Here is a 13,934-nt window from a genome sequence, read left to right as displayed (position 1 = left end):
TCGAACCACGAGCGGGCCAGTCCGGGACCGGGACAATTGGCGAAATTCAGGGCAGCGATTATAACGGGCTGCCCGAGAGCAAGTCCACGCTGTGCCCGGCCTGTGCCTGGCTTCAATACGACGGGGGTATCGGTTAGCATGAGCGCCCGCGCCCGGTGCGGCGCAGTACCTATATTCATTAAGTCGGGGTTTCCCAATTGCGGCTGACAGTCTGGCGTTTTCTCGATGGTAACCGCGCGCACGAGAAGCAGAGTGCTGCCCTGGTCAGCGGCCTGCGCGACTGTGCCGGCGACGCGGTTGATTGCCACGAAATTGGCGCCGTCGGGGTGTTTTCGCTGTTGCGTCACGGGCTGCCCGCCCACCTGGCGGAATTGCCGCAGCCGGACCTGATCATCGGCGCAGGCCATCGCAGCCACCTGCCGATGCTGATGGCGCGTCGCCGGTTCGGCGGCCAGGTGGTGGTTATCATGCGCCCGTCACTGCCCCTGCGCTGGTTCGATTTTGCCATCATTCCCGAGCATGACCGGCCGCCACCACTGGCCAATGTGATTCTCAGCCAGGGGGCACTCACCGAGCCATTGCCCGGTGACCAGGTCCGCCCGGGGCGGGGGCTTATCCTGCTGGGTGGTCCCAGCAAGCACTTTGCCTGGGATGCAGGTGGTGTTCAGGCGACGGTGGAGCAGTTGCTGCAGGCCCCGCTGCAATGGGTAATTTCCGATAGCCGCCGCACGCCGGACGGCACGCTTGAGGGGCTCGCCGGTAGTGGGGCAGAACTCTGCCACTGGCGCGACTGCCCCCCGGGCTGGCTTGTGGAGCAACTGGCGCAGGCTGAGCGCATCTGGGTGACCGGCGACAGTGTGTCGATGCTGTTCGAGGCCTTGCAGAGTCAGGCGCAGGTGGGGGTAATCCCGCTGCCCAGCCGCCGGCGGGCCAACAAGGTCCGCGCCGCAGTGCAGCGGCTGCTCGACCAGGGCCTGGTAACCGACTGCACGGCCGATGCCGGCCAGCCAATTGAGAATGCACGCCCCCCCCTGGGCCAGCAGGTAACCTGTGCGCGCGCGTTGCTGAGGCGCCGCAGCCACCCGATTGATTGAGGCCGCCGCTGCCACCTGAAGACCAGACCAGCGATTCGAGCCGGCGGCACCGTCCCGGAGATAACATGATCCTGATTACAACCCAGTGCTTTCCGCCCCGTCGTGGGGGCATAGAGGTTCTTATGGAGGGCCTGGCGGACAATCTCGGTCGCGCGGGGCGGGAGGTGCTGGTGCTCGCCGACCGTGTCGAGGGCGGCGAGGTGCCGCGCAGCGACACTTACCAGCTGCGGGTCTATGGCGGCTGGAAGCTGTGGCGGCGACGTCGCAAGGCGCAGGCGGTCCGCTCCCTGGTCAGGAAAGGCGGCATCGAAGGGGTGTTTGCCGATTCCTGGAAGAGTGCCGAGCTCCTGTCTGGCCTGGGAGTGCCACTTGCGGTGTTGGCTCACGGCATGGAATTCCCTGCCAACCCCGATGCTGCCAAGCGCGCGCGTATTCGCAAGGCCCTCTCTGGGGCAGGTGTAGTGATCGCCAACTCCGCCTATACCGCCGACCTGGTCCGGCCCTATCTCAGTGCAAAGACGCGCCTGGTGGTGATCAATCCGCCAATTGGCCCGCAGCCCGCGGCCCTGCCCGACCAGCTCGAGACGGTGGACGCAGTCATTGGCGGGCGGGGGCCGGTCCTGCTGACACTTGCACGGCTGGAGCCACGCAAGGGCGTGGACGCGGTGATCCGCGCGCTGCCGGAACTGCTCCGCCGTCACCCGGACCTGCTCTACATTGTGGCCGGCAGGGGTGAGGATCGCGCGCGGCTCGAGGAGCTCGCGGTATCCGAGGGCGTTGCCGACAATGTCCACTTTGCCGGAGGCGTCAGTGATGAGGAAAAGGCGGCGCTGTTTTCCCGTGCCGACCTGTTTGTGATGCCGGCACGCCGGGAAGGTGATTCGGTAGAGGGCTTTGGCATTGTCTACCGTGAGGCCAACTGGTACGGCGTGCCGGTGCTGGCGGGGCGCGATGGGGGCGCTGCAGATGCGGTAGTTGATGGCGAGACGGGCCTGTTGTGCGATGCTGCTGACCAGGCTGACGTCACCGCCCATATCCTGTCCCTGCTGGAGGACGACGCTAAGCTTCGCCGGATGGGCGAAAATGCCGCAGGGTTGGCACGGGGTATTGCTCAGTGGCAGGCCTCGGTCCGGCGTTTTCTCGAGGCGCTGTAGCCGGGGCGATTAGTCGGCTCAGCTGCGGGAGTACTTGTCGGCGAAGCGGACAATGTCATCCTCGCCCAGGTAGGAGCCGGACTGCACCTCGATCAGCTCCAGGGGGATAGTGCCCGGGTTCTCCAGCCGGTGTTTCACTCCCAGCGGGATGTAGGTGGACTGGTTTTCGGTCACCAGTAACTCTTCCTCCCCGCAGGTCACCCTGGCAGTGCCGGATACGACGACCCAGTGCTCGGCGCGGTGATGGTGCATCTGCAGGCTTAGCTGTGCCCCCGGGTTAACCACGATCCGCTTTACCTGGAATCGCTGGCCCGAATCCACCGAATCGTAGAACCCCCAGGGCCGGTAGACCTTGCGGTGTATCCGGGCTTCCGGGCGGTTGCCTGCCTTGAGCCTCTCCACTACTTTCTTGACTTCCTGCACGCGATCCTTGGCGGCCACCATGATTGCATCGTCACTCTCGACCAGCACCACGTTGTCGAGACCGATCGCCGCGACCAGCTTACTGTCACTCTGGATAAAGCAGTTGCGGCTGTCCTCGATCATCACGTCACCCTTGATCGTGTTGCCGTTGCCGTCCTTGTCCGAGACCTCCCATAACGCCGACCAGGAGCCCACGTCGCTCCAGCCGCAGTCCATGGGAACTACCATGGCGTCGCGGGTTTTCTCCATTACCGCATAGTCGATCGATTCATCCGGGCATTCGAGGAACGCGGCGCGATCCGGCCGTACAAAATCCACATCCACATGGGCAGAGGCCATGGCCCGCTCACAGGCACTGAGAATATCCGGTCGATGTGCCTGCAGCTCCTCGATATAGCGGCGGGCGCGGAAAAGAAACATGCCACTGTTCCAGAAATAGTCCCCGCTGCGCACATAACCCTCTGCCGTTACCCGGTCCGGTTTCTCGACAAATTGCTCGACCGTGAATGCCCTCCCGCTGGCGGGGCCGCGGCGAATATAGCCGTAACCGGTCTCCGGCCCGGTGGGAACAATCCCGAATGTCACCAGTTGCCCGCGCTGGGCACAGGGGCGCGCGCGATCAATCGCCCCCTGGAAGGCGGGGATATCCCGGATGACATGGTCCGCTGCCAGCACCAGCAGCAGGGGGTCCTCGTTGCCCGCCGCCAGGCATTGCAGTGCCGCCAGCGCCACCGCCGGCGCCGTATTGCGGCCGACCGGTTCCAGCAGGATGCCACCGTGGGGCTGGCCCGCGGCGCGCAACTGTTCGGCCACCATAAAGCGGTGCTCTTCCCCGCATACCAGCAGCGGCGGTTCATGCTCCAGCCCGGCCAGCCTGGCACAGGTTTCCTGCAACATGGTCTGTTCGCCAAATAGTGGAAGAAACTGTTTCGGGTATAACTGGCGGGAGAGTGGCCACAGTCGTGAGCCCGAGCCTCCGGCCATGATTACTGGCACGATCATTTTCCGACCTGGTCCCTGCAAACGCACTGGACAGGAGGCGCCCGCACTGTTGCCGGGATCGCCACCCCTGAACTGGTAAGTATGGACTTGGCCGGGGGGAGGGGCCATCAGGGAGGCGGTGGGACCGGTCCCGGGGCCGGCAAGGAGGGGGGACCGTGTGGTCAGGGCCTAACTGTGGCGTTCCGCCTCTTTCCAGGACAGGGATTTGTCCGACACTTCCCAGTGTATGCGGCGCCACATACGCTGGATGCGCCGCTGGATGTAGTGCCTGTTGGAGAATTCAAACCACTCCGGGAAAGGCAGCAGGGTGGCCCGGCCGAGTCCGTCAATCAGGACCAGTTCCGGAGTCCCGTCCCGCATGCGCACCACCAGGTTGTGGGGCAGGATGTTCTTGGTCAGGACGCGGGTTTCCCACAGCCACTGGGCAAACTGCTCCAGGGCGGCGGTAATCGGTGCGTCCAGGCCGTGCTGCTGCAGGTAGCTTTCCAGCGTGGGGGCCGGATTGCCGCTGTCGTCGAGGATCAGCTGGGAAACGGCAGCGGTGCCCTCGCTGGTGTCCACCAGCCCGTACCAGCGGGCCAGGTGACGCCAGACCGGGCTGTTGTCGCCCACACGACGCAGGGCGCGCTGCCGGTAGCCCGCGAGTTCACGGAGGTTGTCGTCGAAGCGGTCGTTGCCGGCCAGGCGCTTGTACCACGGAGCGCGGTTGCGCAGTTCGTCGATACGACCGGTACGCATGACCTTGACGCACTTCCCGGCATCGGACGGATGGCGATAGCAGTGGCGGTTGCCGCCGCTGGCGAATGGCTTTTGGCCGCTGAGGTCAATCATGTTGCGTCCCGCCCCGATTCGGCCAGTAGTCCACGGTAGAGCGACAGGGTCTTCTCGGCCTGGGTAGCGAGGGTAAAGTCCCGTTGCAACACCGGCCGGGCGTCGCTTTCCAGTAGTTCCAGCGTCTTTTGCCGCAGTCCGGCGATGCTGCCGTTTGCCACCAGCCCTTCGGGGAAGCAGGCGCTCAGGGATTCCGCCGGGCCGCCGATGTCGTAGCCGATTATGGGGGTGCCAATCGCCGCCGCCTCGATAACGGTTCTTCCGAAGGGTTCGGGGCGTTTTGACAGGTTGTAGACCAGGTCAGCGGCGCTGTACCAGTAGCGGATATCGCTGCGCTGTCCCACAAATGACACCCGCCCATCGAGCCCCAGCGCCCGGGCTCGCTGGCGCAGCTCTTCCGCGTAATGTTGTTTGTTGGGCTCGGCGCCACCCAGGATTACCCCGTGCAGGTCGTGCCGGTCCAGCTCGGCCAGGAGCTGCAGGAAGTCTTCCTGGCCCTTCCAGCGGGTCAGGCGGCCAGGCAGCAACAGCCAGCGCCGGTCGCGCAATGCCGGGAACTCTGCCTCGACCGATTCGCGCCAGCCCTCGGGTGGCTGGAGGCCGGGGTGAAACTCAGCGGTGTCGACGCCGCGGTAGATAATTTCCGGGGGGCGCTGCAGGTAACGGCTGTAGTGCTCCACCAGGTAGTCGCGGACACACCCGGAGATAGCGATTACCTGTTCGCTGCGGGCCATAATGGCGCTGTACCGGTTGACGGAATAGAGACCGTGGGCCGTGCTTACCAGGCGCGGGCGGTTTCCGGCCGGCAGCTTCTTCCAGGCAAAATAAGTGAGCCAGGCGGGTATCCGGGAGCGCACGTGCAGTATGTCCGGCTGTTCGGCGCGGATCAGCTCCCGCAGCGGGCGCACTTCCCGCAGGCTGAGCAGGGACTTGCGGTGGATGGGGCGGGACAGGTGGCGGGAGCCCTCCAGTTCCAGCTGCTCCACCATCCGGCCGCCACTGGAAACCACGACGGATTCGTGCCCGGCCGCCACCAGTGCGCGCGCCAGGTCCAGGGTTCCCCGCTCAACGCCACCGGAATTCAGCGCTGGCAGCAACTGCATGACTTTCATCGGGGCCTCGTTATTCTGGGTGAGCAGGGCTGGCTGGCGTTTGCAGCCTGGCACTTCCCTGTCCGTACGGTCGGTACAGGGGGGGGATGCGCCGCCATCCGCAGTGCAAAGCCGGGTATTATAGACATCCCCGGCAATGGGGTATAGGCTGCCAACTTCCCGCCCGGCAGGTGCTGTCCCGGGGCATGGTCAGTGACTGGAGTTTACGTTGCATCCCCATCTCGATATCTGTATCTGCACTTGCCACAGGCCCGAGTTACTGCGCCGCGCGCTCGCCAGCCTGGCCGCGATGGAGCTGCCCGAGTCACTGGAGGTCTCGGTTACGGTAGTCGACAACGATCCCGCCGAGAGCGCCCGGCCGGTGGTGGAGGAAGTCGAGCCCTCTTTCCCGCTGCCACTTGTGTATGCCGCCGAGTCCCGTCGGGGAATTCCCTTTGCCCGCAACCGCTGCCTGGACGAGGCGCAGGCAAAGGGGGCCGATTACCTGGTATTTATCGACGACGATGAGTGGGTTGCCGGCGACTGGCTGCAGAAACTCTATGGTTTCGCCCACGACGCCGGTGGCAACACGGTGGTGTGTGGCAGCGTGATCAGCCTGATGCCCGCCGCGGCCCCCGATTACTATTCCATGTTCTTTTCCCGCAAGCGTCGCCGCACCGGTGAGCGCCTGCCGTACTGCGCCACCAATAACGTGTTGATGCCAATGGCTGAAATTGCCAGGCTGGGTCTGCGTTTCGATGAAAACCGGCCGTTTGCCGGCGGTGAGGATGTCCTGTTCTTTACCGAGGCCAACCTGCAGGGCATGTCGATATTTCACTGCGCCGAGGCGGTGGTGTACGAGGATGTGCCGGAATGCCGGGCCACCATCCGCTGGCTGTCGCGGCGCAAGTATTCGGTAGGTATTACGCTGGCGCGCCAGAAAGTGCTCGCCGGGCGCAGTCGCGGGATGGTTTTCGCATCAGCGATGGTGCAGCTGCTGAATGCCTCGCTGGTATGTGTGCTGGGTGTCGCTATCAGCCGGCAGCGTGCGCGCGCCTGGCTGCGTGCCTGCCGCTCCGCCGGTATGGCCTGCGGTGCCCTCGGGGCAGAATCGCAGTTTTACCGCGGCGTGAATTCCTGACTTCCCTCCCGGCCGGGGCAGTCCATCCCCCGGCCCTGTTCAAGTCTCAGCGGTAGGGTTCCCGCACGGCGTCTGTCGCGGTGGGCGACGTGCCGGTCGCGGACAGTTAAAATGCCGCTTTTCCAGCAAGTTCAACCCGGGATCCCGACACCTGCATGCAGTTCCTCTACACCTGGCTATTACGCCTCGCCCTGCCGTTTATCCTGCTGCGCCTCTGGTGGCGCGGGCGCACCATGCCCGCCTACCGGCAGCGCTGGCGCGAACGCCTGGGACGGGTGCCGCGCAGGGCCAGCCGGCGCCCGCTGGTATGGGTGCATTCGGTTTCCGTGGGGGAGACCCTCGCCGCGGTGCCGTTGATCGAGCAGCTGGCAGCCCGCCACCCTGACTGGCAGTGGCTGGTCACCACCACCACCCCGACCGGCTCCGAGCGGGTCGAGTCTGCGATGCGACCACTGCTGGGCGGACGCCTGCTGCATTACTACCTCCCCTACGACCTGCCCGAATATCACCGGCGCTTCCTGTCGGCGCTGCGGCCGCGGATGCTGGTGATCATGGAGACCGAGCTGTGGCCGAACCTGCTGTCGGCCTGTGCCAGGCGCAAGGTGCCGGTGGTGCTGGCCAATGCGCGCCTGAGCGACAAGTCGGCACAGGGCTACGCGCGCTTTGCCCGCCTGGCCGCAAAGATGCTGGGTCACCTGACCCGTGTGGTGGCCCAGTACCCGGAGGATGCGCGGCGCTTTGTCGAGCTGGGCCTGGATGAGGCGCGCATCGTTGCGGTGGGCAATATCAAGTTCGATCTCAATATCGACCTGGGCCTGTCCAGCGAGGCCCAGGCCCTCGCGCACCAGTGGCGCGCAGCCGGCCCGGGGGGCACGCGCCCGGTTTGGCTGGCGGCGAGCACCCACGATGGTGAGGAGGCCACGGTGCTGGACGCCTTCGCCGAAGTGCAACGGCGTTTTCCGGACCTGCTGCTGGTACTGGTACCGCGACACCCGCAGCGCTTCGACAGCGTGGCACAGCTGGTCCGTGATCGCGGTTTTTCCCTGGCGCGCCGCAGTGATGGTGGGGTGCCTGCCGGCTCGGACCAGGTGCTTCTGGGTGACACCATGGGAGAGTTGCTGCGGTTTTACGGTGCCTGTGACGTGGCATTTGTCGGTGGCAGCCTGGTGCCGGTGGGGGGGCACAACATGATCGAGCCGGCCGCCTGGGGCGTGCCGGTGATCTGTGGTCCGCACCTGCATAACTTCTCCCGCGTGGCTGCGATGCTGCGCGAGGCCCGGGCCCTGCAGGTGGCGGAAAACGCGCCGCAGATGGCTGCGCAGGTCGTAGCATGGCTGGAGGATGAAGAGGAAAGACGCGCTGCAGGCGCCCGCGGGCGGCAGGTGGCGGCGGAAAATACCGGGGCCCTGCAGCGGCTGGTCAATGAGGTGGATGCCGTCGCAGGTCCCTGATCAGGTCGGCGGCCGGGGAATGGCGCGCCGACCGGGTTTTAGTTGGGGGATGTGCCGGGCTCCTCGGCAGACTCCTCGATCGCGGCCGGGCTGGTCGGCTCTACGGTGTCCTGGCTGCCGCCCAGCGGCATGGAGGCGCCCTGGCGTGCGATGGCGCGCGAAACGGCGCTGCCCGGGTTCAGGCGGGTTTCCAGGTCCTGCAGGTCCTTGGGTGCCAGCAGGCCGGCAGCGCGCTTGAGACGCAGGGTATTGAGGATGTAGCTGTACAGCGAAGCGGAATAATCCCGGCGGGCCTGGAACAGGGTCTGCTGTGCCAGCAGCACGTCGACCACATTGCGCGTGCCCACCTCATAGCCGGCCTGGGTGGCGTCCAGGGCGCTGCGGGCGGAAATGATGGCCTGCTTGCGCGCGTTAACACGGGATACGTCGGTGACCACCGAGCGGTGCAGTGTGCGGGTATCCTGGATCGTACTGCGCTGGACGAGGTTGCGCAGGTCCTCGGCCTGGAAGGACAGGTTGCGCGCCTCGCGGCGGCTGGCGCTGATACGGCCACCGGAGAAGATCGGCACGTTCAGCGTCACCGCCGTGATCGTGGTCTCCCGAGTGGTGTCGATGGGCAGGTCGACGGTGGGTTCACCGGCGACGGTGGTCGAGGAATCCCCCTCACGGCGGAAATCCTGGTAGCTCACCGAGCCTGTGAGCGTGGGCAGGTGTTCGCTGGCTGCCGCGCGGGCATTGTAGCGCGCGGCTTCGGCGTTCAGGCGCGCCGCCTTCAGGTCGAAGTTGTTGGCCAGGGCGAAATCCACCCAGGCGCTGCGATCCACCGGCTCCGGCGGTGCCACCGAAAAGGTCTCGCTCAGCGGGGCGATATCGTCGTGGTGCTGGCCGGTCAGTACGGACAGGGCGTCGAAGGCGCTGAGCAGGATGTCCTGGGCGTCGTAGAGTCGGGCCACGGCGGAATCGTGGGCGGCGCGGGCATCGTAGACATCGGTAATCGCGGTCAGGCCCACCTCGAAACGCTGCTGGGTCTGCTCGAGCTGCTGGGCCAGGGCCTCCTCTTCGGCGCGGGCGGTTTCCAGGTCGTCCACTGCCCGCAACACATCGAAGTAAGCGTCTGAAACCCGTAGCATCATTGCCTGTTGGTTGGCACTGAATTCTGCAGCAGCCTGTTCGCTGACTTTCTTGCCCTGCTTGTAACCGAACCAGGCGCTGGCATCGAACAGGGCCTGGTCGAGGCGCGCCGAGTAGATGCGCTCGTCCACGTCCGTGTCGCTGCTGTTGGGAGTGGCGATGACCCCGGTAGGTCCAAAGGTGTAGTCAAACTGGGTGGCAGTGGTGTCGGTATTGTTGGCCTCTGCACTACCGTTGATCTGCGGCAGCAGTGCGGAGCGGCCCAGGTTCTTGGCCTCCAGCCCGGCTTCATAGGCGGCGCGGTCCGCGGCCAGCTGGGGGTCGTTTTCCAGCGCCAGCTGGTAGATCTCCCACAGGGTATCCGCCTGTGCCTGCATTGAACCGAAACTGATAATCGCTGCGGCGAGCACTTTTTTCAGCGGGCCCGCAACGCGGCCTGCCCTTGAGAATTCTTTCGTTTTCATCTGTCTCAACTTCCTGTGGCGGGTCTCAAAGCTGCAAACTCACTGCCAGTCTCCCCACTGGCGGGCGCATTTTGCGGGTGGTGCAGCGCCATGGGGAATGCCGAAAGCGCCTGTCTGTACGGCCCGCGAGCCCGGTTTTAGCAGTCGCGAGAGTGTACCTGTGCACAGAGTGAGCGTCGAGGCGACGCTGGCAGCATTTTGGTATATCTTCGTTAAACCGACGCGAATGTGCGGTCATCGGTGCAGCGGGGCGTTGCTGCGTCCCGGCATGATCGACAATGGCGTCGTTTTTTCAATAGACGCAGGCGGTGGCCATTCGGATGCAGCAATCATTCAAAAGAATTGGGCAAGGGGAGGCGCCGGATGGCGGATGCGCCTGACGTGCCCTGGAGCCGCCGGCAACGCGCCTGCCATGAGTGCGACCAGGTGCTGGGTGATGCGGTGGCGCCGCCCGGGAACAAACTGGAATGTCCGCGCTGCAATGCGACCCTGCACCGCAACCCCCGCGGTAGCGTCAACCATACGGCGGCCCTGAGCCTGACCGGCCTGCTGTTGTTCTTCCCTTCCCTTTCCCTGCCGCTGCTGAGTTTTTCCATTCTCGCATTCGGTGCGGAAAACACGCTGTTGAATGGTGTGCGTGCGCTGTTTGCCGAGGGCTACCTGTGGATGGCGGGGCTGGTATTGTTTTGCAGTGTGATCGCGCCGCTGGCCAAGTTCCTCCTGCTCGGGTTTATTTCCCTGGGTTGCCACTGGCGGTTACTGGACCGCCCGGTAACCTGGTCGGTGCGCTGGTACCAGCACCTGAAAGAGTGGGGCATGCTGGATGTCTACATGCTGGGCCTGCTGGTCGCGCTGATCAAGATGAGTGACCTGGGCAAGATGCAGGTGGAGCCGGGCCTGTACAGCTTTGTGGCAATGATGGTGATCTCGAACCTCACCACGTTGAGTTTCGACCAGCAGGCGGTCTGGTCGCGGCTGGAGCGGCGCAGGAAGCGCGCTCCCGGCCCGTCCCCGGGCGAGGGGCCGCTGGTGGGCTCCGGGGAGCAGTTATGAGTACTATGGACAGGGCCCTGTCACAGGGACGTACCTGCTGCCTGAGTTGCCACTGGCTGGTGACATTGCCGCGCGGTGGCGGCGGCTGCCGCTGCCCGCGCTGTGGCGGCAAGGTGCATGGGCGGATCGAGGGAAGTGTGATGCTGACCTGGGCCCTTACCATTACTGGCGCGCTATTGTTGATACCTGCCAATATCCTTCCGGTAATGACGGTGGTTTACCTGGGCTCCGGCGAGCCGGCCACGATCATCGGCGGGGTGATGCAGCTCTATACCGCAGGCTTGTGGGGCATCGCGCTGATTGTCTTTATTGCCAGTATCGCCGTGCCGGTGATGAAGCTGGTGGGGCTGGTACTGTTGCTGCTGCAGGTGCAGGGCAGATTGCCGATCAACCCCTCGCAGGCAATGACCACCTATCGTATCGTGTCGGCTATCGGGCGCTGGTCACTTCTGGACCTGTTCATGATTTCGATTCTGGTGGCGCTGGTGGATATGGGGGCTGTCGCCAGTGTGGCCGCCGGCCCCGGCGCCACCGCGTTTGCCTCGGTGGTGGTGATCACCATGCTGGCAGTGCGCTGTTTTGATCCGCGCCTGGTCTGGGATACCTATTACGGGAATCCGTACAGGAATGCGGGGCCCGATCATCGCGCGCCCGCCGCAGCCGGAAGCCGGCGGGGAGAGAAGAGCGACCCAACCATAAAAGAACCACCGGAAGAGGGAGTGGCCGGGGATGTCTGAGGAGTTTCCCCACGAACAGTCGCATCGTGAACAGCAGGCGGTCGTCAGGCGCAGCCGCGGCCTGCCATTAATCTGGTTGCTACCCCTGGTGGCGGCACTGATCGCCGGCTGGCTGGTTTACAAGGATTTTACCTCCGGTGATATCCGCACCGAGATACTGTTTACCTCCGGCGAGGGCCTGGTCAAGGGCAAGACCGTGGTCAAGTACGCGGGCGTGGATATCGGGGTGGTGCGCGATTTCCAGCTGGTGCCCAATGCGCCAGAGCTGGATGGCAAGGACGGTGTGCTGGCCCAGGTGGAATTCAATCGCAGCGCCGAGTACCTGCTGGTGCAGGGCACCAATTTCTGGTTGGTGAAGCCAGAGCTCTCGATCACCGGCGTGCGCGGCCTGGAAACCCTCGTATCGGGAAACTATATCGGCATGGAGCCGGGCAGTGGCGAACGCAAACGCGAGTTTGTCGCCCTCGAGCGACCGCCCGCCAGCGTGCGTGGCGAGGGGCTGCGGGTGGTGCTGAAGGCCCCGCGGCTCGGCTCGCTCAACCGCGGTTCACCGGTTTACTACCGCCAGCTGCGGGTTGGCCAGGTAGAGGACTACCGGCTCGCCGACGACGACTCCCAGGTGGAGGTGGACCTGTTTATCCGCCAGGAATACGCGCACCTGGTACACCGCGGCAGCCGTTTCTGGAATAGCTCGGGCCTGTCGGTGGAAGGCGGCATCAGTGGCATCACCGTGAACATGGAATCCCTGGCGGCACTGGTGGCCGGCGGGGTCAGCTTCCACACCCCGGAAACCCGGCGCCAGTCGCCGCTGGCGGTCAATGGCAGTGAATTCAAGCTATATCGCAGTTTTGCCGCAGCGGATGCCGGTATCGAGGTGACCCTGAATTTTGATCGCGGGGTCAATGTCACGCCCGGCAGCACCAACGTGGTCTACCAGGGGATCAAGGTGGGCGAGGTGAGCGAGGTCAAGGCCAGTCGCAATATCGATGGAATGGAAGTGCGGGTCCTGATGGACCCGATTACCGATGACCTGCTGAGTGAAAACACCCGTTTCTGGATGGCACCGCCGACCCTGGATATCTCCTCGGGGCTGGACGACCTGCTGTCCGGCAACCGTATCGAGGTGGACCTGCGCCGCGGCCAGCGCTCGCAGCGGACCTTTTCTGCCCAGGCGTCGGCGCCACCGCGGGACCCCCGCGTGCCGGGGTTACACCTGCGCCTCACTGCACGCTCGCCGGGCTCCCTGCAGCGCGGTGCCAGTGTCTATTACCGGCGCATTGAGGTGGGCAAAGTGCAGGGCATGGAGCTGAACCCCGAGGGCGATGGGGTGGAGGTCTATGTGGTAATCGACCCCCGCTATGCACACCTGGTGAACCACAGAACCCGTTTCTGGAACGTCAGTGGCGTGCGCGCCAAGGCAGGTCTCAGTGGTATCGAGGTGCAGGCCGATTCGCTACTGTCATTGCTGCGCGGGGGGATTGCGTTTGGCAGTGACCCGCGAGCGCGCGACGAAAAGGGGCCGGTGGAGGATGGCGACCGTTTCCATCTCTACCGCAGCCGCGAGTCGGCACTCGAGGCAGGCCTGCGCATTCGCATCACCCTGCCCTCGGCGGAGGGGTTCCGTGACGGAGCGCCAATCCGGCACAAGGGTGTGCAGGTGGGTGAGGTTACCCGCCTGCGCCTGGGGGACAGTGCGTCGGAAGTGATCGCCTATGCCAAGCTGTACCAGCGCGCCGAGCACTTTGCCCGCAGCGGCACCCGCATGTGGGTTGTGGGGCCGGAAATCGGCATCGACAAGGTGGCCAACCTGGACACCCTGGTGACCGGTCGTTACCTCGCCCTGGAGCCGGGCGAGGGCGAGGCGCAGACTGAATTTGTCGCGCTGGCGGAGCCGCCGCGGCCAGACCTGGCCGACACCATGATGCGACCGGGACTGACGGTTATCCTCAATGCGCCGCGGCGCGGCTCGCTGGTGCCCGGCAGCCCGGTGTACTACCGCCAGGTGCAGGTGGGTGAGGTGACCGGCTTCGAATTGGGGGAACTGGCAGACCGTGTATACATCTACGTATATATCGAGCCCCGTTACCAGACCCTGGTACGCGAGCACACGGTGTTCTGGAATGCCAGCGGTGTAGAGGTCAACTTTGGCCTGCAGACGGGGCTGAATGTGCACACCGAGTCCACGCAGGCACTACTGGCCGGCGGTGTTGCCTTCGCTACGCCGGAGGCCGGTGAGATGGGCCGCGAGGTGGTGTCGGGCAGCCACTATCCGCTATATCCGGAGGCGAAACCGGAGTGGCTGGGCTGGAGTCCCAAGATTGAACTGTATGACCCCGCATTGCCGGAAAAATAAACCGAAGTA

11 protein-coding genes are annotated in these 13,934 nt (G+C 64.8%); 7 read left to right on the top strand and 4 right to left on the bottom strand.

Translation table 11 applies throughout. The features are described 5' to 3' along the window. The first annotated feature begins 197 nt into the window (after positions 1–197). Positions 198–1,094, top strand: a complete 897-nt coding sequence (locus tag LVD10_RS08125; protein WP_233006531.1) for a mitochondrial fission ELM1 family protein — start codon at positions 198–200, stop codon at positions 1,092–1,094. Positions 1,095–1,159: 65 nt separating this feature from the next. Continuing rightward, positions 1,160–2,248 carry a glycosyltransferase family 4 protein gene (locus LVD10_RS08120; protein ID WP_237062932.1) on the top strand — a complete coding sequence of 363 codons (1,089 nt, stop codon included), beginning with the start codon at positions 1,160–1,162 and terminating at the stop codon, positions 2,246–2,248. 18 nt (positions 2,249–2,266) lie between these two features. Here the strand turns inward: LVD10_RS08120 and LVD10_RS08115 are convergent, their stop codons facing one another. From LVD10_RS08115 to LVD10_RS08105, 3 genes are all read right to left on the bottom strand, one after another. Further along, the gene (locus LVD10_RS08115; protein WP_237062931.1) at positions 2,267–3,673 is read right to left on the bottom strand and encodes a mannose-1-phosphate guanylyltransferase/mannose-6-phosphate isomerase; all 1,407 of its coding nucleotides are present in this window, start codon (positions 3,671–3,673) and stop codon (positions 2,267–2,269) included. 168 nt (positions 3,674–3,841) lie between these two features. Beyond that, complete coding sequence (locus LVD10_RS08110; protein ID WP_237062920.1) at positions 3,842–4,504, bottom strand: YrbL family protein; 663 nt, start codon at positions 4,502–4,504, stop codon at positions 3,842–3,844. Beyond that, positions 4,501–5,670 carry a glycosyltransferase family 4 protein gene (locus LVD10_RS08105; protein WP_237062919.1) on the bottom strand — a complete coding sequence of 390 codons (1,170 nt, stop codon included), beginning with the start codon at positions 5,668–5,670 and terminating at the stop codon, positions 4,501–4,503. Before LVD10_RS08105 ends, LVD10_RS08110 begins: the two co-directional genes overlap by 4 nt. Positions 5,671–5,824: 154 nt before the next feature. On the opposite strand from LVD10_RS08105, the gene LVD10_RS08100 reads away from it, so the two are divergent. Beyond that, a complete protein-coding gene (locus tag LVD10_RS08100) occupies positions 5,825–6,736 on the top strand; it encodes a glycosyltransferase family 2 protein (RefSeq protein ID WP_233006526.1) in 912 nt (303 codons plus the stop codon). 155 nt (positions 6,737–6,891) lie between these two features. Continuing rightward, positions 6,892–8,187, top strand: coding sequence for a lipid IV(A) 3-deoxy-D-manno-octulosonic acid transferase (gene waaA, locus LVD10_RS08095; protein WP_237062917.1), 1,296 nt, complete (start codon positions 6,892–6,894; stop codon positions 8,185–8,187). Between the two features lie 38 nt (positions 8,188–8,225). Here waaA and LVD10_RS08090 read toward each other — a convergent pair whose 3' ends face one another. Then, positions 8,226–9,782, bottom strand: a complete 1,557-nt coding sequence (locus LVD10_RS08090; protein ID WP_233006524.1) for a TolC family outer membrane protein — start codon at positions 9,780–9,782, stop codon at positions 8,226–8,228. Between the two features lie 363 nt (positions 9,783–10,145). Here LVD10_RS08090 and LVD10_RS08085 point away from each other — a divergent pair, with 363 nt between their 5' ends. From LVD10_RS08085 to LVD10_RS08075, 3 genes are read left to right on the top strand one after another with little or no spacing between them, the layout of a single operon-like run. Beyond that, positions 10,146–10,835, top strand: coding sequence for a paraquat-inducible protein A (locus LVD10_RS08085; RefSeq protein ID WP_233006523.1), 690 nt, complete (start codon positions 10,146–10,148; stop codon positions 10,833–10,835). After that, a complete protein-coding gene (locus LVD10_RS08080) occupies positions 10,832–11,572 on the top strand; it encodes a paraquat-inducible protein A (RefSeq protein WP_237062915.1) in 741 nt (246 codons plus the stop codon). The genes LVD10_RS08085 and LVD10_RS08080 overlap by 4 nt, the downstream gene beginning before the upstream one ends. After that, positions 11,565–13,925 carry a PqiB family protein gene (locus LVD10_RS08075; protein WP_233006521.1) on the top strand — a complete coding sequence of 787 codons (2,361 nt, stop codon included), beginning with the start codon at positions 11,565–11,567 and terminating at the stop codon, positions 13,923–13,925. Before LVD10_RS08080 ends, LVD10_RS08075 begins: the two co-directional genes overlap by 8 nt. The last annotated feature ends 9 nt before the right edge of the window (positions 13,926–13,934 follow it).

The sequence above is a fragment of the Microbulbifer zhoushanensis genome (assembly GCF_021729055.1).
GTDB lineage: Bacteria > Pseudomonadota > Gammaproteobacteria > Pseudomonadales > Cellvibrionaceae > Microbulbifer > Microbulbifer zhoushanensis.
Note: the sequence above shows the minus strand (reverse complement) of the source record. Positions and strands in the feature narration are given on the sequence as shown.

Bases quoted from the DNA above. Each gene is read 5' to 3' on its own strand.
- LVD10_RS08120 (WP_237062932.1), top strand. From the start codon at position 1,160: ATGATCCTGATTACAACCCAGTGCTTTCCGCCCCGTCGTGGGGGCATA.
- LVD10_RS08115 (WP_237062931.1), bottom strand. From the start codon at position 3,673: ATGATCGTGCCAGTAATCATGGCCGGAGGCTCGGGCTCACGACTGTGG.
- LVD10_RS08110 (WP_237062920.1), bottom strand. From the start codon at position 4,504: ATGATTGACCTCAGCGGCCAAAAGCCATTCGCCAGCGGCGGCAACCGC.
- waaA (WP_237062917.1), top strand. From the start codon at position 6,892: ATGCAGTTCCTCTACACCTGGCTATTACGCCTCGCCCTGCCGTTTATC.
- LVD10_RS08090 (WP_233006524.1), bottom strand. From the start codon at position 9,782: ATGAAAACGAAAGAATTCTCAAGGGCAGGCCGCGTTGCGGGCCCGCTG.
- LVD10_RS08085 (WP_233006523.1), top strand. From the start codon at position 10,146: ATGGCGGATGCGCCTGACGTGCCCTGGAGCCGCCGGCAACGCGCCTGC.
- LVD10_RS08080 (WP_237062915.1), top strand. From the start codon at position 10,832: ATGAGTACTATGGACAGGGCCCTGTCACAGGGACGTACCTGCTGCCTG.
- LVD10_RS08075 (WP_233006521.1), top strand. From the start codon at position 11,565: ATGTCTGAGGAGTTTCCCCACGAACAGTCGCATCGTGAACAGCAGGCG.